Origin of the sequence: Bacillus sp. NPDC060175, from assembly GCF_042728695.1 — a bacterium.
Lineage (GTDB): Bacteria > Bacillota > Bacilli > Bacillales > Bacillaceae_G > Bacillus_A.
Map to the genome: position 1 here is coordinate 18384 of NZ_JBHWYR010000052.1, position 18859 is coordinate 37242.

Consider the following 18859-nt stretch of genomic DNA (forward strand, 5'->3'; position numbering starts at 1 on the left):
ATAAACGCCACCAAAACAAAAAAAGCCCCAAATTTTTCTTGAAAATAAGTTGGGGCTTTCGAACCAGAAAAGTATATTTTTAACTATGAAAACTACGATAAATTTTTCCTTTTTTCCTACTTGCTAAATTCAGCAAGTAAAATATTTTTAAAAGGATTAGGACTGTCAGTTCTACCCAAACTATTCCAATTGACGACCAACGTATGCTTGCCTCCAAGTTTACCTCCAACAAGAGTAGTAAACCCTAGAATGCCACCTGTGTGTCCCCATATCGAGACACCGCTTGGAAGCTTAGTTTCATAGATTCCAAGACCATATCCATCGATTCCTTCTTTTCCTGTAGGAACTGTAGTAAGCATTTGTTTTAGCTGCTGTTCTTTCAGTAATTTGCCACCGAGCAAGTAAGAGAAGAATTTGTTTAAGTCGTCAGCAGTAGAAATCATATCTCCAGCAGAGCTACCTGCACTTGGGTTATAATAAGTAACGTCTTTTAGCTCACTTGCTCCGTCTGGTTGGACATATCCACGGGCATGGTTGGTGCCTGGAATAACGCTTGAATTTCCAGGTAGGAATGTATTCGACAATTCAAGCGGTTCAATAATCCGATTTTCAATCTCTTCCGCATAGCTGTTTCTGGTTACTTTTTCAATAAGAATACCCAGTAATACATATCCTGTGTTTGAATAAGACCATCCCTTTCCTGGGGGAAAGTCTGGGGGCAGAGAAATCCCCATCTTCACTAACTCTTCAGCCGTATACGATTTTTTTGTATCCGTAAAATCAGCTTCTTTTGACCTTGAGTATTCAGCGATACCACTTGTATGGTTCAATATCTGCCGAATAGTAATCTGGTTACCATCATATCCATTTCCTTGAATGGCACCAGGCAACCATTTTTCGATGTAGTCGTCTAGATTCAGGCGATTCTCTCCAGCTAATTGAAGTACAACTGTTGCGGTGAACGTCTTCGTCACACTCCCAATGCGAAAGCGAAAATCTGTTTTCATTGGTTTCTTGGTTCTCAGATCCGCTATCCCAGCGGCATACCCCCACGTTTTTCCACCCTCAGAAGTTTTAGCAAGTATCCCCGGGTATCCAAGTTGCAATGTATCCCGCATTGCTTGCTTGACGGAAGTACGATCTCGTTGAGTATTTGTTTGTAACGAACTAGATACATTTTGAGTGGGCTCTGCTTTTACAATTGAGGTTGGTGTTGTATATAACAGGGAACTTCCAGCTATTAAAAGGGCCAGACTTGCACATGTAATTTGACTACGTATTTTCATAAGGCATTCCTCTCCTCTATTCATATTGTATAAGTGTTTGCTTACTGTTCCTTACTTCCTGACAAGACTTAGGGAAAGGCCCTCACGCATATAGATTAAAGCCCCAGTACAAAGGTATCTATCAATACCAACAATTTGAGCCATTTAAATCTCCATCCCTTCTATAACAAAATTATTCAAAGGTATGAAAGCATATTATGTACCCTTAGTTATTGTTAGGATTAACACAACATGAGACATAACCCCAACCCATATTTTACTTTATTTATCCATAATATGTATTGAGAAAGAATGTAAATTCGAATCCTTTCCGTACCCCAACTATTGATCGTTTTTTTCACCTATTATAATTAGTTATTTAGAATTTCATAATAAAAAACTGTAAAAAAAATAACGAGTCCCTTAACGAACAGGAAGTGGTTGAAAAATATGTCTATACTCACAATTTTCTTTTTTTGATATGGTGACCCCATCGCTATCAAATTAAGAAACACATTCTTCCCCAAAACGATAAAAATGAATTTCGGTCCTATAAAAAACACAAAATTTCCATTTAGGGGGTACTTTAAAATCTTAGCTTGATGGCAATGGGGTGGTCCCCCTTGTTGTAGGAACTGCACGGCTGCGGCGTTAAATCTTTGATTCAGTCCTTCAGGACTGGTGAGTACTTCTGTTGATGCTTCTAAACAACTACATGACTGGGTTAAGGAAGTTTTTGCTACACTTTGGCTTATCCATACGCATAAAGCTATTAAATCTTGTGCTCGATACTTACTTGTTCGCTGTACAAACCCAACATCTCTAGCTAGATTCTGTAAGGTATTTGGGGATAAAAGACTCTGAATCTCCTGTGCAAATAGCTGTAGTTCGTCAGATACAGAAATAGACATACAAAAAACGCCATCCTTTCCTATGATTCTACAGAAAGAATAACGTATTTTTTTCACTTTGAGGGGATTTCTTTTTGTTAGCTTGCTAGCAATGTGGTGCTACCCCATATTTATCTGAACATACATAAGTTAACAAGGTTTTTGAACACGAAAAAAGGAAAAATCCTATGATTTTTTGTTCAATGTCATCGTGTACAGAAATATTGAATCAAGAAAATTACCTAGTTATATTTTGATTTGGAGAACATTTAGTATCATTTTTATTAAAATTATGTAATGGTAGGTCGAAATAGGATATACTTATAAAAACATAAATGTAAGGAATGAAGGAATGAAAGAAAAATTAAATATTACAAAAGGGAATACATTTCTAAGTTTTTTTCTAATCCCTATTATAGTGGGCATTACTTTTGGAATACTAACCGTGTGGGGACAAAGAATACTTCCCGGACACTGGAATTCACTTGCTAACTTAGGGAGTGTTTGGTTAGTTCCCGCCTTTTTCGTAGGTAGTTTCAGTTTATCAAAACGTATAGCTATGATTTCTAGTACTGTTTCACTTTTTGGGATGGTATTAGGCTATTATGGTTATGCGATCATAATACAAAATGTTGCGCATTCTATTTATTTTATATCTGCATGGACAGTATGTTCAGTTGTAGGAGGAGTTATTTTTGGAATAGCAGGATTTCTATGGCGGGATACTGTAAATCCATATCATAAATTTGGAAGCGCACTTATTAGTGGCGTTTTTATAACAGATGGACTTCACATGATGTTGAATTTTACAGACTATAGTCATATGTTATCTGTTGCATATACTGAAATTATAGTCGGAATCGTTTTCATTATTATATTAGAACGTTCCTACGAGAATCGTAGATCTTCTTTTTTAACGGTCGTCCCTATCACTATTTTAGGATTGATTGGATATGGAATATTAAGTAAGTTTACTTAATTGAAAAAATAAAATACTATCACCCAAATAACCAGTTCCTTAACTTACAAAGAACTGGTTATTTTATGTCCAAATTGTGTCTAAACGTACAATTTTCCCGAAATGGTATGGTGAGGCCATGCCCATCAACTTAAGAATTTTATAATGTCCCAAAACAAAAAATGTACATTTTCATCTTGAGATGTTAATCTTCTCGTCTTGGAGTATTTGTTTTCCTTAGCTTGCTGGTGATAGGTCTGTACTCCTAGTAGAAAAACGTATTTTTACTTATAATGGGATATATAACTTAATCAATTAACAAGGAGAATGAAACATGATACAAAGTATTAACCACATTTGTTTTTCAGTTGCAAATCTAGAGAAAGCTATTGATTTTTATCAAACTATACTTCAAGCGAAATTATTAGTAAAAGGTCGAAAGTTAGCTTATTTTGATTTAAATGGTTTATGGATTGCTCTAAATGTGGAAGAAAGTATACCAAGAAACGAAATTCAGTACTCTTACACACATATAGCTTTCACTGTAACAAATAATGAGTTTGATTCTTTAAAAGAAATATTAATTCAAAATCATGTTAATATCTTACCTGGAAGAGAAAGAGATGACCGAGATAAACGGTCAATTTATTTTACAGATCTAGATGGTCACAAGTTTGAGTTTCATACTGGTACTTTACAAGATCGTTTACAATATTATAAAGAAGATAAAAAGCATATGACTTTTTACTGATTAAAAAATCTAGTAAAATACTAGCTTTTCGCACTTCTGATAATGAAGATTATGTAAATGTATAAAGGTAACAGAAATAATGATTAAACAGATATATAAGGCACCGATACATCGCTATAAAACTAAGGTTTTGCACTATCCATAAAGCCAAAAAGACGTTATCCTTTCTGTAGAATTATAGGAAAGGATGGCGTCTTTTATGGGATTCAGCCGAGATACGTGTAAAATAGGTCATAGCCTTACTTTTATTTCCAACGTGATTTAATTTCCGTAAAAAAATATTTTAGTTGTCTATACATCATAAATTGTGTAAACTAACTTTGTTATTAATTACATCAATACAAAAGGATGATCAAACATGAAAAAACCTCGTATTGGCATGATAGGATTAGGAAGTATTGCACAAAAAGCATATTTACCAATTCTTACTCAAGAAAAAGATTGGACGTTTATAGGTGCTTTTTCCCCAAGTAAAGATAAAAGAAAAATGATTTGTAATCAGTATCGTATACAAGACTTTAATAGTTTATCAACACTTGCTGAAGAGTGTGATGCAGTTTTTGTACATAGTTCTACTAGTACACATTTTGAAGTTGTATCTTCTCTTTTAACTAAAGGGATAGACGTTTATGTTGATAAACCACTAGCAGCAACAGTTGCAGAAGCTGAAAAATTAGTTGAGTTAAGTGAAAAATCAGGAAGAAAGCTTATGGTTGGATTTAATCGCCGTTTTGCACCTATGTATGTACAAGCAAAACAACAAGCTCAAAACATAGCATCAGTTCGTTTTGAAAAACATAGAACCGATAGTATGGGTCCTTATTCTTATGAATTTAGAATGTTAGACGATTATTTACATGCAGTTGATACAGTAAGATGGCTAGCAAATGGTGATTTGGATGTGTTACATGGAACGGTAAATATAAGTAGTGAGAATTACCTAGTATATGCCGGACATGTTTATAAATCTAAGGAAGGAGTACCTTTCTTTACAGATATGCATAGAAAAGCGGGTACTAACCTTGAGAAGCTTGAACTATTAACAGATGGAGCAATTTTAAGGATTAAGAACATGAATACTTTAGAAGTTGAGTCTAATAATAGCCTATCTACTTCATTTTCTCCTTCTTGGGATACAACGTTAAAGCAAAGAGGGTTTGAAGATGCTGTACAGCATTTTATTGATTGTATTCAAAATGATGAAAAACCACTAATTGATGGATTAGAAGGTCTAAAATCTCAATTGTTGGTCGATCAATTATTAAGAACAATAGCTAAATAATTTCAAGCAAAGGCAATGGCATTTGTATTTAAATACAGGGTAATAGGGGGCACCATACATTCCCATCAACTCAAGCGATTTTAATACCCCTAAGTACCAAAAAAACGTTATTCTTTCTAAAAAAGCTAGATTAGAAAGGATGGCGTTTTCTTATGAATATTTCGATTCAAGATGAACTACAATCATTTGCTGAAGAACTACAACGATATGTGACACCTGTATTTTTAGAAGAACTTGCAAGAGAACCAGGATTTATAAAGCGAAAACGTAAGTTTTCTGGATCAGACTTAGCTACTATTTGTATTTGGATTAGTCAACGGGTGGCAAGTGATCCTTTAGTTCGATTATGTAGTAGGCTTCATGCAGCGACAGGTACTCTACTCAGCCCTGAGGGCTTAAATAAACGTTTAAATGCGAAAGCAGTTTTGTTTTTAAAACATATTTTTTCTTTACTGTTAGAACAAAAAGTATGTGAACAAACACAAATTTCTAACCACCTCTTCTCTTATTTTCAACGAATCCGTATCCTAGATGCCACCGTATTTCAAGTGCCAAATGCTTTAGAGAATGTATATCCAGGCTCTGGAGGGTGTGCCCAAACAGCTGGAATCAAAATTCAATTAGAATATGATTTGCACAGTGGGGAATTTCTTAACTTTCAAGTTGGACCAGGGAAAAATAATGACAAAACATTTGGTACTGAATGCTTAGATACCTTACGACCAGGAGATTTATGTATTCGTGACTTGGGTTATTTTTCATTGGAAGACTTAGATCAAGTGGATCAACGAGGTACATACTATATTTCTCGTTTAAAATTAAATACAAATGTATATGTGAAAAATCCAAACCCAGAATACTTTAAAAATGGTGCAATTAAGAAGCAATCGGAATATATACAAATTGATGTGAAACAGCTTTTAAACCAACTACAGCCCGGAGAAACATTTGAATTAAAACATGCTTATATTGGTGATAAACAACAACTGTTTTCACGTGTTATTTTTAATCGATTAACAGAAAAACAACTTCAAAAAAGACGAGCGAAAATCTTGGAGAAAGAAAAATCCAAAAATAGAACGTACTCAGAGAAAAGTAAAATGGTAGCGGGATTAAACGTGTGCGTGACGAATACACCTTGGGAATGGGTTCCGATGGAACAGGTACATGAGTTATATACTTTGCGTTGGCAAATAGAGATTGTCTTTAAAACATGGAAATCACTCTTCAAAATAGACCATTATCGTAATGTAAAACAAGAACGATTAGAGTGCCACTTATATGGAAAGCTAATCGCTATTTTCCTGTGCTCCTCTACTATGTTTAAAATGCGCCAACTTCTTTTGCAAAAAAAGAAAAGAGAATTAAGCGAATATAAAGCGATAGGAATGATCCAAGATTATCTATATCTTTTGTATCAAGCTATACAGAAAGACACTCAAGAAATAACAAAGATTCTAATCCGTCTATTCCACCTGCTACAGAAAAATGGATGGAAATCTCATCGATATGAGAAGAAAACAATCTTTGATATTATGGGTGTTGTCTATGAGTATAGTGAACTTAGAAAACAAAAGAAAGCTGCATAATCTTTAAAAATGATACCTATCTAGGTTTATTTAGCATGCTCATTTTTAATGAATAAAAAGTGTTGTAAGAGTGTTGTAGTTTATTTGAACGAAAGTTCATTTTGTTTCCGTTCTTAAGTTGATGGGCATGTATGGTGAGGCCTTTTAGGGAATATTTTGTTCTGTTAGCTCAATGACGATGCGGTCGAACCCTTATTTTAGATACCAGTCAAAGGCGTTTTTATAAAGAATTTTTTTTATGGCTTCTTCTTCAAATTCATTTTTAATTAACTCTATATCTGAATATTGGAATGGTATCTTTGCCCTTGTTGAAGGCAGATCAGTTCCAAACATTAATGCATCAGGGTTAATCGAATAAATTGCTTTCATTGCTTCAGCAGCATCAAAGTCAATTCTTCCAAATCCAGTAGCTTTTATTCGAACTCCTTTTTCGACTAAAGCTAATAAATTAGGGAGACCTTCTTTTGATAAACCTAAATGATCAATTGATACTTTTGGCAGTTTTTCTAATATATTAGTTATCTCTGGTAAGGCATTTGAATTAATATAAAGCTCCGTATGCCAATTTACTAATTCATATACTCTTCTAGCAAAATTGTCTAAACGTGATATATCCTCTGAACCACCTCGATTTACGTTAAAACGAAGTGCCTTAACACCTTTCTCATTCAATTTAATAATTTCATCATCTGATGTATCATAGGGTAACTGCGTGACACCAACAAAGTTCTTCCCTAATGTTTGTAATGCATTTACTAAGTAAGTTTGATCAAACTTTTGAAAGGAACCAGAGACAATTGCCCCACCAATTACATTTAAATTGCTGACAGTGCGTAAATAATCTTCAGACGTAAATGGATCTGGCATATACCCTTGATTTTCGTACAATGGAAATTCTGGATCGATAATATGTAAATGTGTGTCAAATACTTTCATAGGTTCACTCCATTCAAACGAATTTATAAATAAAGCATAGACTTCTTTTTGCTATAAATAAATTAGTTATTACTTATCAAAATTTATAAGTATATCTAATCGAATAACAATAATACAAAAGATGTGGAATGAAATTCCATTACATAATCAATATTTTTGAACAACTTTATTATTCACGAACAATGTATACACAAAAAAGCTAGTAAAATACTAACTTTTTTGTACTTCTCATAAGAATGATTATGAGAAGTAATCAGGTCGCTTATTTAACAACAGCAATTCTTTTTACGTATATAAACTTTAGTTTGTTAGTTTATTGTAGAAAAGTAAATATTTCATTTAGGGGGCATTTCTTTTTCTTAGCTTGATAGCGATGTGGTGCTACCCCACATCCATCAACTTAAGGTATATTTTCATACAGAATGCTGTCTTTTCACGTAGTATTTTATTATCGTTTATAGATGTTATAAAAGTAGGCATATCAAATAAACCCTGATGGGTTTGAATTTTTTTACTATGCTACCTGATGAGTAGAAGTGGTATACTCATACACAACACCCAAAATATCAAAGACTGTCTTTTTCTCGTATCGATGAGATTTTTGTCCGTTGCGCTGTAGGAGGTTAAACAGACGAAGGAGAACCTTTGATAGCTCTTGGGTGTTTTTGTCTAATGCTTGGTGAAAAAGTGAAAAATAATCTTTAATTATGTACATCGCTTTATATTCACTTAGCTCTTTCTGTTTCTTACGTAACAGGAGTTCTCTCATCTTAAACATTGTAGAAGAACATAATAGGATACTAATGAGTTGTCCATAAAGATGACATTCTAATCGTTCTTGTTTAATAGATTTACAACGATGGATTTGAAACCAGGATTTCCATATTTTAAATAACAGTTCAATTTGCCAACGTAGTGAATATAAATCATAGATTTTCTCCTTTGGTACCCATTCCGTAGGAATGTTTGTCATATATACCGTAATTCCCTGTAAAAGTTTCGTACGCTCTGTATATGTAATTCCTTTTTTCTTTTCACGAATAGCTCGATCACGTAGGCGTTTTTGTTTTTGCTCCTCCGTACATCTATAAACCACAATACGAGTAGGCAGTTTGTCTTTGCTCCCTACATATACATCATGTAACTCGTACACTTGGCCAGGTTGTAACTGTTTCATGATGTCTTTCAAATGAATTTGTATATATACCGCTCTCAATTGATCGGGTTTTGTTTTAAATACCACTGCTTCGAATTCTCTTCTATATATTTTAGTTGGTAATTTAAGACGTGATAAATAATATCCTTGCTTATCTTGGATAGACTTAAAGTCTTGTAAACGAAAATAGCCTAAGTCACGAATATATAGTTCATTCTTTTGTGCCATACCTGTTCGAGTCGCACCATACGCCTGATCACTTCGTTTTCCTGGTTCAATTTTCACATCAGAAAATTCTCCACTCAACAAGTCATACTCTAGTTGAATTTTCACACCAGCTTTATGACTACATCCTCCAGCACCAGGATAAGTAGATGCAAATCGATCCTGCACTTGAAATGTTGTAGAATCTAGGATAAGAATACGTTCAAAGTAAGTAGAAAGAGCATGAGAAATCTTAGATAACCACCCAATTTTAGCTTGTAGAAGTGTAGTAAATACAGTTCGAAAGAAGGCTACAGAAGCCGAGTTAAATCGCCGATTAAGTCCCTCAGGACTTAATAAAATTCCTGTTGAAGTTTCTAATTGACTACAAAGTTGAGTAAGAGAGGTAGTAGCGATTTGTTGATTTAACCATACACACAAAGATAAAAAATGGTGCCCATGGCACTTACGTTTTCGTTTCATTCCGCCTGCTTCTAGGGCTAATTGATTAAGTGTAGCGGGAGACATATAGCGATATAACTCTTCGGCAAATAAAGACAACTCTTGACTTTGATGCATATTCATAAAAAGCACGTCACCCTTTCTCATTAACATAAGAGAATAGTAACGTGCTTTCACCTTCAAGAATAGTCTAAATCCTTAAGTTGATGGATGTGGGGCGCGATTCCAAAAAGGATCAATCGAGAAGCAGAGTCTCAGAAGGATCTGGACTTGGACTTGCCATTGCAAAAAGTATTATTGATTTGCAAAGCGGAGACATTCGGGCAGAATATGAAGACGGTATTGTGCGTTTTATTATTTCACTTCCCATTGAGGCAGAAAAGTAATAATGTTATATAAATTGTTTCTAGGTGTAATGAAATGATACAAACTGAAAATGCGCCTTGTGTTAACAGGGTAAAAAAGAACTCTTGTAAAAGAGTTCTTTTTTATTAGATTGAAAAATTATTTAATGATTAAAGTTTAAAGCTTTTGTTAAGAAAAAGTTAAGAAATTCCCTCAGTATTTATTAAGAAACACTCTCTATCCTTAGAAATGTGTTAGAAAGCATAATCATTCTCATTAAAATCCCAAAGAATGAATGAGATGGCATCTAATTAAATAGGAAAAGAAGGGCGGAAAAAATAGATGAAAAAAGCATGGATTGCAGTGTCAGGATTAGTTGTTGTAGGAGGTGGATTATTAACTTATATGGGAGGAGAAACAATAGATAGATTTAATCCATTAGTGAAAGAAAAAGATGTGTACGTCCTTACAAAAGGGGAAGCAAAACCTGATGGTAAGAGATATTTTTACATGTTAAACGGAGTTGATGAATCAGGCGATGAAAATACCATTAAAGTGGGGGTTTCTGGTAAGGATAATTATCCAGATTCTTATTTAAAGGTTCATGTAAAAGGAAAGTATGTTTACGAATTTGAGAAAGTGCGGGAAAAAGAAGTTCCTGAGAAAGCAAAAGAAAAACTAAAAAAATAAATAATGAATTTATCGAGTTAAAAACAAAGGTAGGAGAATATTATGAACAACTCAGTTGTAAATGTAAAAAATGTTCAAAAAGTGTACGGTAAAAAAGGTGAAAATCAGTCACACGCTTTAAGAGATGTATCGTTCTCGATTCATGAGGGAGAATTTGTTGGAATCATGGGACCGTCTGGTTCAGGAAAAACAACATTATTAAATGTAATTTCAACATTAGATGTAGCAACTGGCGGCATTGTTGAAATTGCTGGTATCGATATCACTAAAATGAAGCAAGGAGAGCTTTCAGACTTTCGCTCTCACAAATTAGGATTTATCTTTCAAGACTTCAATTTATTAGAGAATCTATCTATTTATGAAAATATTGCACTTCCACTTTCACTTCAAGGAGTCCCATCGCGTAAGATTGGTCCAAAAGTAAAGAAAGTAGCCAATATGTTAGGGATTTCAGAAATACTTCAAAAATATCCATCTGAGGTATCTGGTGGACAAAAACAACGTTCCGCGGCAGCACGCGCGCTTGTACATGAACCAGCAATTATTTTAGGGGACGAGCCAACAGGGGCACTGGATTCAAAAAATGCAACAAGCCTTTTAGAAGCAATGAAAAATTTAAATAAAAAACAAGATGTTTCGATTATGATGGTTACGCATGATCCATATAGTGCAAGTTATTGCCAGCGCATTTTGTTCATTCAAGATGGTGAGTTATATAAAGAAATTCATCGTAGTGGTACGCGTGAAGTGTTCTATAAAGAAATTTTAGATGTACTTGCGGATTTAGGTACACAAAAAGGATAAGAAAGGATACCCACCATGATATTTAAACTTTCTATATCAGGACTAAAAAGTAAGCTAAAAGATTATATTGTTTTACTAGTTGGTCTTGTTATGTCAATTTCAATTTTTTACATGTTTCAAACGCTAGCATTAAATAAAGCATTTGTTGAAGCAAATACTACTATTCGGTCAATTGCACCTGTTTTTCAAACAGGTTCAGCTCTATTAGCAATCATTACATTCTTCTATGTTCTATATGCAAATTCTTTTTTGATGTCTCTTCGCCAAAAAGAATTTGGGATGTATATGATGTTAGGTGCAAAAAAACATAAGGTTACATTACTTATGTTTCTGGAAACGATTATTATTGGGGCAGTATCCTTAGTAATTGGAATTACAGTAGGAATAGGGCTTTCACAAGGGATTGGTACACTCCTCATGAAGCAACTGGATTTTACTGCGAGTGGTTACCAAGGCTTTTATGTACCATCTATGTTAGTTACTTGTATGTTCTTCTTGGTATTATTTGTGTTATCTGCCATTATGAATAGTGTGAAATTATCACGCATCTCCGTTCTGCAACTTGTACATGCAGATGCTTCAGCAGAACGTACAATGTTTAAAGGTAAGTGGACTGGGATTGTTTCATTTTTAGCCATTATTTTATTAGGAATTGGATATGCTTCGATGATTTATATGAATAAGTTAAAAGAACAGGGTCCTATGATTGCGATGCTCACAACTACAGCAGGAACGTATATGTTATTTACTTCTGTCCTTCCGCTTATTATTAAAAAATTAAAGAGTAATAAAAAGCGTAGTGAGAAAGGTCTTAATGCTTTTACATTTGCTCAATTAAACTTTCGTATTAATAGTTTAACAAAGGTACTTGCAACAGTAGCAATGTTAGTAGCACTTGGTGCGGGGGCGATTTCAGGTGGGATGGCTTTCAAAAATAACGTAATTCAATCGACGGATCAACTTGAAATATACGATACAGTCATTCATAATCCAACAGCAGAAGAAAAGAATATTTTAGATGGTATTACATTTAAAGAAAAGAATGAATATCACTATAAAGTAGATGATAAATGTGTTTACTACTTAAAAGAAGATCTAGAGAAAAGCCGTCCACTTGTGCAAGCTGGAATAGAAAAAAAGGATAGAGGGAAAGTAAAACGAGTTTCTGAAAATCCTCCTGTAGGAGCAATTTCAAAATATGGTGAGGAGAAGAATATGGAGAATACAAATATTATCCCAGAAGAGTGGGATGACGCTTTACGCTCTCTTCAACCAACCTATTTAAATTACATGGAAAAAGTAAAAAAAATAGTAGATCAAAAAATGTACGATGGCATACAAGAAAAAGAAAATATTGTTGTAATTGGAAAAACTGAGGATTTTGTATCATATTTAGATAAATGGAAAAAAATTGACGAGTTGCAGCTAGTTAAATATAAAAATGTCACAGCTGAAGATATCTTTAGTAAATATCAAATATATACTGGGATTTACGCCAGTGCCAGCGGAACAGTATTTATGGGTTTCTTTTTAGGTATTGCTTTCCTTGCGATGATGGCAAGCTGCTTAATGTTTAAGATCCTTTCTGGTGCATCAAAAGATATTGTACGCTATGAAATGCTTCGTAAAATTGGAGTTCGTCATGAATTATTAGCAAAATCCATTTATACAGAGTTATTTTTAGTGTTTTTATTTCCAGGGATAGTAGGTATAATTCATGTATTATTGGGTATGAAGATTTTTGGTTTCATCTTAATTGACCCATATTTCCGTATTTGGTTACCAATCTTGATTTTCGTAGTTATCTATTCGATCTATTACCTTATTACAGTTCAATTATATAAAGGAATTGTTCTTCCTGAAAAAAAGTAATAAGAATGTGATGCTTTACTGTATATGCTTTTCTTAGCTTGATGGCGATGTGTGGTGCTACCCCACATCCATCAACTTAAGGATTTAGACTATTCTTAAACTTAAAAGCACGTTACTATTCTCTTATGTTAATGAGAAAGGGTGACGTGCTTTTTATGAATATGCATCAAAAACAAGAGCTGTCTTTATTTGCCGAAGAGTTATATCGATATATGTCTCCCGCTACACTTAATCAATTAGCTATAGAAGCAGGTGGAATGAAACGAAAACGTAAGTGCCATGGGCACCATTTTTTATCTTTGTGTGTATGGTTAAATCAACAAATCGCTACAACCTCTCTTACTCAACTTTGTAGTCAATTAGAAACTTCAACAGGAATTTTATTAAGTCCTGAGGGACTTAATCGACGATTTAACTCGGCTTCTGTAGCCTTCTTTCGAAATGTATTTACTACACTTCTACAAGCTAAAATTGGAGGATCATCTACAATTTCTCATTCTCTTTCTGCTTACTTTGAGCGGATTCGCATCCTTGATTCTACAACCTTTCAAGTTCCAGATCGATTCGCAGCTACTTATCCTGGTGCCGGAGGCTGTAGTCATACAGCTGGTGTGAAAATTCAATTAGAGTATGACTTGTTGAGTGGAGAGTTTTCTGATGTGAAAATTGAACCAGGAAAACGAAGTGATCAGGCATATGGGGCGACTCGAATGGACATGACACAAAAGAATGAACTATATATTCGTGACTTAGGGTATTTTCGTTTACAAGACTTTAAATCGATCCAAGATAAGGAAGGGTATTATTTATCGCGTCTTAAATTACCAACTAAAATATATAGAAAAGAATTCGAAACAGTGGTATTTAAAACAAAACCTGCTCAATTGAGACCGGTATATATACAAATTCATTTGGAAGACATCATGAACCAATTACAACCTGGCCAAGTGTATGAATTACATGATGTATATGTAGGGAGCAAAGACAAACTATCCACTCGCATTGTGGTTTATAGATGTACAGAGGAGTAAAAACAGAAACGTCTACATGATCGAGCTATTCGTGAAAAGAAAAAAGCGATTACATATACAGAGCGTACGAAACTTTTACAAGGAATTACGGTATATATGACAAACATTCCTACGGAATGGGTACCGAAAGAGAAAATCTATGATTTATATTCACTGCGTTGGCAAATTGAGCTGTTATTTAAAATATGGAATTCTTGGTTTCGAATTCATCGTTGTAAATCTATTAAACAAGAGCGATTAGAATGCCACCTTTATGGACAACTCATTAGTATCCTATTATGTTCTTCTACTATGTTTAAAATGAGAGAACTCCTGTTACGTAAAAAACAGAAAGAACTAAGTGAATATAAAGCGATGTACATAATTAAAGATTATTTCTTACTTTTTCATCAAGCACTACATAAAAACACCCAAGAATTATCAAAGATTCTCCTTCGTCTGTTTAACCTCCTACAGCGAAACGGACGAAAATCTCACAGATATGAGAAAAAAACAGTCTTTGATATTTTAGGTGTTGTGTATGAGTATACCACTTCTGCCCATCAGGTAGCATAGCGAAAAATTTGAAACCCGTCAGGGTTTATTTGATGTGCCTACTTTTATAACATCTATAAAAGATAATAAAAAACTACGTGGAAAGACCGCATTTTGTATAAAAATATACGTTATGTTGATGGATGTGTGGCGTGATCCCTATTATCTTGCTTTTATTTTTGCTTATTGCCTTTATTCGGATCATATAATACCATTTGAGCTTAAAAAATATCACTGTCCGTGAAACCTAAAACATTCATTTCTTCTTTCAATGAACGCCATGGTTCTATTTTAATGAATTTCGTAATTTTGTCCCTTAGCACACATGCAGATAATATGCTTCTTCTTTCTTTTTCAAAATCCCCCCTACTGCAAAATAATAAACCATATAGCTATATAAAAATTATATAATTACTAAGTGCATTATGAAGTAATATGTGTTAGTTAGGTGGTTCATAACTTTACTTTATTTCTTCTCTTTATACTCTTTAATTATAGATTCCAACGAAATAAACAAAGACGAAGTCTTCAATCAGACCTCGTCTTTTCGTCGTATAACGTATTACAAAAATTATTAGCGGCTTCATAAAATTCAATTGTAATTTCCTCACCGTTTTATGTGTTAAGAAACTTTACAACAGAACCGTTTCTAGTTTATCAGAAATCTTTTGGCTGCACCAAACCGAAAGATTTCTCCCACCTATCGTTGGGCTATCCCCCTGTACACGCTTGAGGAAAGAGAATTTTTTCGGATAATGTGTTAAAATTTAATTTCAAAATGAATCCAAATTATCACCATTAGAGGCAATAACATTTTTATACCATGCAAAACTTTTTTTTCTATAACGTTTTAGGGTTCCATTTCCATCATTATCCTTATCTACATAGATGAATCCATAACGCTTTTTCATTTCTGCTGTTGATGCACTTACTAAATCAATTGGTCCCCATGTAGTATAACCTAATAAATCGACTCCATCAGTGATGGCCTCTTTCATTTCTGTAATATGAGATTTCAAATAATTAATTCGATAATCATCATGTACTGTACCTTCTGTATTTAGTACATCTATTGCTCCAAAACCATTTTCAACAATGAATAGAGGTATTTGGTATCGATCATATAACAAATTCAAGGCTATGCGTAAACCTTTTGGATCAATTTCCCACCCCCAATTTGAGACCTTTAGGTATGGGTTTTTAACACCCCCAACCTGTAAGTTACCGGCAGAAGTTTCATATTTATCAGGAGATGCAGATGCCGTACCGCTATTATAGTAGCTAAAACCTAGGTAATCTACTTTATGGGATGAGAGAATTTCCTCATCACCGGGTTCCATTGTGATTTGTATTTGATTTTCAGCGAAATATTTTTCAGTATATGACGGATAATATCCTCGAACTTGAACATCAGTAAAGAATACTGTTTCACGATCTAACATCATAGCTTTCCATACATCTTCAGGATTACAAGTATGTGGATAAGTTGGTGCATAGGCAAGCATGCAACCTATCTTACTATTCTTTATCGTTTCATGACCTGCTTTTACAGCTAAAGCGCTTGCGATAAATTGATGATGAGCCGATTGATACTGTATATTTTGCTTATGATCCCCTTCTTTAAACTCGAGTCCCCCACCAGTAAAAGGAGCATGAATTACAAAATTAATTTCATTAAACGTCAACCAATATTTCACGTGTTTATAGCGTTCAAATAAAGTAGTAGCAAAATTTAAATAAAAATCAATAAGTTTACGATTTCGCCATCCTCCATATTTTCTCACTAAATTGAGAGGCATTTCATAATGAGATATTGTTACGATAGGCTCAATGTGGTATTTTTTCAATTCGGCAAATACTTGATCATAGAAAGCTAATCCTTCTATACTTGGTTGAGACTCATCACCATTTGGAAAAATTCGAGTCCATGCTATACTCATACGGAAGCATTTAAATCCCATTTCTGCAAAGAGAGCAATATCTTGTTTATAGTTATGATAATAGTCAATTGCAGTATGATAAGGGCAATCTCTATTTAGTAAGAAATTTGGTGGGCTAAAGACACCATTTGGTAGTACATCTGCTGTAGAAAGACCCTTTCCACCTTCTTTATAAGCCCCTTCAATTTGATTCGCTGCTGTTGCTCCACCCCATAAAAAATTTTCAGGAAACGGTTTAGTGAATGGTTTCATATTTAATACCCCCTATTTAACTATTGTTAATAAATTAGTATTAGTTGAGACGGATTGATTCGTCGTTTGAATAATATCTAGAAATTGATTGCTATTTGTCACAATAATAGGTGTCGTTGTTTCATATCCAGCTTCTTTAATTTTATCGATTTCAAATTGAATTAAAGATTGCCCCATCGACACTGAATCTCCTGTCTCTACAAGCTTAGTGTAATACTTTCCATCTAATTGAACTGTATCAATTCCTACATGAATCAAAATCTCGATTCCATCATCTGAGGTAATTCCCACTGCATGTCCAGTTGGAAACATAGTAGTCACAGTCCCGTTTACTGGGGAAATCACCTCACCCTTATTAGGATCAATGGCTATACCTTTACCCATTGCTTCGGATGAAAATACTTGATCGTTTACTTGTGATAATGGGATGACTTGTCCAGATAATGGGCTGTTAATTATTTGTTTGTTTAATACTTTTTTCGTGTTATTAGGATTACTCAGCTGCTTAGGTTCCCCTTCCATCTTTCCCTTCTGTTTTGAAGGTTTATCTTCATATCCAAAGAAATAAGTAAGCAGTGTAGCTCCACCAACTGTAAGTAAGATCATGAAAAAGTAAGGTAACCATGGAGTGGTAGAACCACCTAGTGTAAAAATACTATGCAGCATAAACGCTTTCGCTTCGGCTTTAAATGACCCAATAAATGCGCCTCCGATAGCACCAACAATAATGACGTAAGCTAGGGTACGTTTATGAGTTAAAATTAAGCCATAAATAATTGGTTCTGTTACACCAGAAAGTAAACCAGTAATTGTAGTAGATCCTGCTAGAGATTTTAGTTTTTTGTCTTTCGTTTTCAGGAAAATCCCTAAAGCGATTCCCATTTGTGCAAATGTACTTGCTGCCCACATTGGATCTATTGGATCTCCACCATTCGTTAAGTTTTCGATACTCATTGGAATGAGTGCCCAATGAAGTCCAAAGACAACTAAAATAATCATTGTACCTCCAATCACTGCACCAGTCAGTAATCCACTGTGTTCGCTTAAAAAGTTAATACTAGAGGTAATCATTTTTCCTACATAAATTCCGAATGGCCCAAACGCTAGTACTGTTAATGGAACTATAATAATCAATGAAATCATTGGAGAAAGAAATAATTGTAAATCTTTATGGATAACTTTTTTTAGGAACTTCTCCAATTGTGCATAAATAAGTACAGCAATAAAGGATGGAACGATACTTGAAGAATAATCCATTAATAGGACAGGAATTCCCAAGAATGAAGTTGTATCTCCATTGCTCATTAGACTAGTAAAATTCGGTTCTAATAATGAAGCTCCAATAATTCCACCCATATATCCATTAGCACCAAGTTTAATAGCAAGAGTAATACCAATCATAACAGGTAAAAAGTATAAAATAGCATTTCCTGCTGCTGCTAGGATTCCATACGTACCACTTTTTTCAGAAAGAACACCAAACATAACTAATACTGCTAATATCGCCTTTAACATCCCAGCTCCAGCAAGTGGTGCTAAGAGTGGTGTAAACGTACCAGAGATTAATTCGAAAATCATTGCTGTGAGCTTTACCTTTTCTTTTGGTTGATTATTTGATTGAACAGATCCACTATTAAAGTTTCCTACTTGAACTAAATCATTGTACACATCTGCAACATTTGAACCAATTACAATTTGAATTTGTCCTGTACTCTCAACAACACTAAGTATCCCTTCTAAATGTTCTAACTTTTCTTTGTCTAAAAGCGTTTTATTATTTAGTTGGAAGCGAAGACGCGTAGCGCAATGGACAACGCTTTTGACATTCTCCTTTCCTCCAATCCCTTGTATAATCTTTTTTGATAATTTTTCATATTTCATTCTACACACTCCTTTAT

The 18859-nt window shown here is 34.1% G+C and carries 12 protein-coding genes and 3 pseudogenes; 9 read left to right on the forward strand and 6 right to left on the reverse strand.

Features of this window, described 5'->3' with window-relative positions:
* Positions 1–116: 116 nt before the first annotated feature.
* Both ACFWDE_RS21975 and ACFWDE_RS21980 read right to left on the reverse strand, forming a co-directional pair.
* Positions 117–1286: a serine hydrolase domain-containing protein gene (locus ACFWDE_RS21975; protein ID WP_377894681.1), complete on the reverse strand. Its 1170-nt coding sequence runs from the start codon at positions 1284–1286 to the stop codon at positions 117–119.
* A 605-nt stretch (positions 1287–1891) separates the two neighbouring features.
* Positions 1892–2176: pseudogene (locus tag ACFWDE_RS21980) on the reverse strand (IS4 family transposase); the annotation flags it as partial.
* A 331-nt stretch (positions 2177–2507) separates the two neighbouring features.
* On the opposite strand from ACFWDE_RS21980, the gene ACFWDE_RS21985 reads away from it, so the two are divergent.
* The 4 genes from ACFWDE_RS21985 to ACFWDE_RS22000 all read left to right on the forward strand — a co-directional run bounded on the left by ACFWDE_RS21985 (position 2508) and on the right by ACFWDE_RS22000 (position 6735).
* Positions 2508–3134 carry a DUF6518 family protein gene (locus ACFWDE_RS21985; protein WP_377894682.1) on the forward strand — a complete coding sequence of 209 codons (627 nt, stop codon included), beginning with the start codon at positions 2508–2510 and terminating at the stop codon, positions 3132–3134.
* A gap of 313 nt (positions 3135–3447) precedes the next feature.
* A complete protein-coding gene (gene fosB / locus ACFWDE_RS21990; RefSeq protein WP_377894683.1) occupies positions 3448–3864 on the forward strand; it encodes a FosB family fosfomycin resistance bacillithiol transferase in 417 nt (138 codons plus the stop codon).
* A gap of 358 nt (positions 3865–4222) precedes the next feature.
* On the forward strand, positions 4223–5146 hold the full coding sequence (locus ACFWDE_RS21995; protein WP_377894684.1) for a Gfo/Idh/MocA family protein: 924 nt from the start codon (positions 4223–4225) through the stop codon (positions 5144–5146).
* Between the two features lie 152 nt (positions 5147–5298).
* A complete protein-coding gene (locus ACFWDE_RS22000; protein ID WP_377894685.1) occupies positions 5299–6735 on the forward strand; it encodes an IS4 family transposase in 1437 nt (478 codons plus the stop codon).
* Positions 6736–6927: 192 nt separating this feature from the next.
* Here the strand turns inward: ACFWDE_RS22000 and ACFWDE_RS22005 are convergent, their stop codons facing one another.
* Positions 6928–7671: an amidohydrolase family protein gene (locus ACFWDE_RS22005; protein WP_377894687.1), complete on the reverse strand. Its 744-nt coding sequence runs from the start codon at positions 7669–7671 to the stop codon at positions 6928–6930.
* Between the two features lie 514 nt (positions 7672–8185).
* Positions 8186–9616, reverse strand: a complete 1431-nt coding sequence (locus tag ACFWDE_RS22010; protein WP_377894688.1) for an IS4 family transposase — start codon at positions 9614–9616, stop codon at positions 8186–8188.
* A 104-nt stretch (positions 9617–9720) separates the two neighbouring features.
* Between ACFWDE_RS22010 and ACFWDE_RS22015 the strand changes: the two are divergent.
* The 5 genes and pseudogenes from ACFWDE_RS22015 to ACFWDE_RS22035 form a co-directional block, all read left to right on the forward strand.
* Positions 9721–9879, forward strand: a pseudogene (locus tag ACFWDE_RS22015) (two-component sensor histidine kinase); the annotation flags it as partial.
* A 301-nt stretch (positions 9880–10180) separates the two neighbouring features.
* Complete coding sequence (locus ACFWDE_RS22020) at positions 10181–10528, forward strand: YxeA family protein (RefSeq protein ID WP_377894690.1); 348 nt, start codon at positions 10181–10183, stop codon at positions 10526–10528.
* Between the two features lie 42 nt (positions 10529–10570).
* Positions 10571–11332 carry an ABC transporter ATP-binding protein gene (locus tag ACFWDE_RS22025; protein ID WP_377894692.1) on the forward strand — a complete coding sequence of 254 codons (762 nt, stop codon included), beginning with the start codon at positions 10571–10573 and terminating at the stop codon, positions 11330–11332.
* A 15-nt stretch (positions 11333–11347) separates the two neighbouring features.
* Positions 11348–13204 carry an FtsX-like permease family protein gene (locus ACFWDE_RS22030; protein WP_377894694.1) on the forward strand — a complete coding sequence of 619 codons (1857 nt, stop codon included), beginning with the start codon at positions 11348–11350 and terminating at the stop codon, positions 13202–13204.
* 155 nt (positions 13205–13359) lie between these two features.
* Positions 13360–14790, forward strand: a pseudogene (locus ACFWDE_RS22035) (IS4-like element ISBce2 family transposase).
* Between the two features lie 752 nt (positions 14791–15542).
* On the opposite strand, the gene ACFWDE_RS22040 reads toward ACFWDE_RS22035, so the two are convergent.
* Together ACFWDE_RS22040 and ACFWDE_RS22045 are read right to left on the reverse strand one after the other, a co-directional pair.
* The gene (locus tag ACFWDE_RS22040) at positions 15543–16961 is read right to left on the reverse strand and encodes a 6-phospho-beta-glucosidase (RefSeq protein ID WP_377894696.1); all 1419 of its coding nucleotides are present in this window, start codon (positions 16959–16961) and stop codon (positions 15543–15545) included.
* Positions 16962–16973: 12 nt separating this feature from the next.
* Positions 16974–18842 (reverse strand): beta-glucoside-specific PTS transporter subunit IIABC, encoded by a 1869-nt coding sequence (locus ACFWDE_RS22045; protein ID WP_377894701.1) that lies wholly within the window; start codon positions 18840–18842, stop codon positions 16974–16976.
* Positions 18843–18859 lie beyond the last annotated feature (17 nt).

Bases quoted from the DNA above. Each gene is read 5' to 3' on its own strand.
- ACFWDE_RS22010 (WP_377894688.1), bottom strand. From the start codon at position 9,616: ATGAATATGCATCAAAGTCAAGAGTTGTCTTTATTTGCCGAAGAGTTA.
- ACFWDE_RS21985 (WP_377894682.1), top strand. From the start codon at position 2,508: ATGAAAGAAAAATTAAATATTACAAAAGGGAATACATTTCTAAGTTTT.
- ACFWDE_RS22020 (WP_377894690.1), top strand. From the start codon at position 10,181: ATGAAAAAAGCATGGATTGCAGTGTCAGGATTAGTTGTTGTAGGAGGT.
- ACFWDE_RS22025 (WP_377894692.1), top strand. From the start codon at position 10,571: ATGAACAACTCAGTTGTAAATGTAAAAAATGTTCAAAAAGTGTACGGT.
- ACFWDE_RS22040 (WP_377894696.1), bottom strand. From the start codon at position 16,961: ATGAAACCATTCACTAAACCGTTTCCTGAAAATTTTTTATGGGGTGGA.
- ACFWDE_RS22000 (WP_377894685.1), top strand. From the start codon at position 5,299: ATGAATATTTCGATTCAAGATGAACTACAATCATTTGCTGAAGAACTA.
- fosB (WP_377894683.1), top strand. From the start codon at position 3,448: ATGATACAAAGTATTAACCACATTTGTTTTTCAGTTGCAAATCTAGAG.
- ACFWDE_RS22030 (WP_377894694.1), top strand. From the start codon at position 11,348: ATGATATTTAAACTTTCTATATCAGGACTAAAAAGTAAGCTAAAAGAT.
- ACFWDE_RS22005 (WP_377894687.1), bottom strand. From the start codon at position 7,671: ATGAAAGTATTTGACACACATTTACATATTATCGATCCAGAATTTCCA.
- ACFWDE_RS21995 (WP_377894684.1), top strand. From the start codon at position 4,223: ATGAAAAAACCTCGTATTGGCATGATAGGATTAGGAAGTATTGCACAA.
- ACFWDE_RS22045 (WP_377894701.1), bottom strand. From the start codon at position 18,842: ATGAAATATGAAAAATTATCAAAAAAGATTATACAAGGGATTGGAGGA.
- ACFWDE_RS21975 (WP_377894681.1), bottom strand. From the start codon at position 1,286: ATGAAAATACGTAGTCAAATTACATGTGCAAGTCTGGCCCTTTTAATA.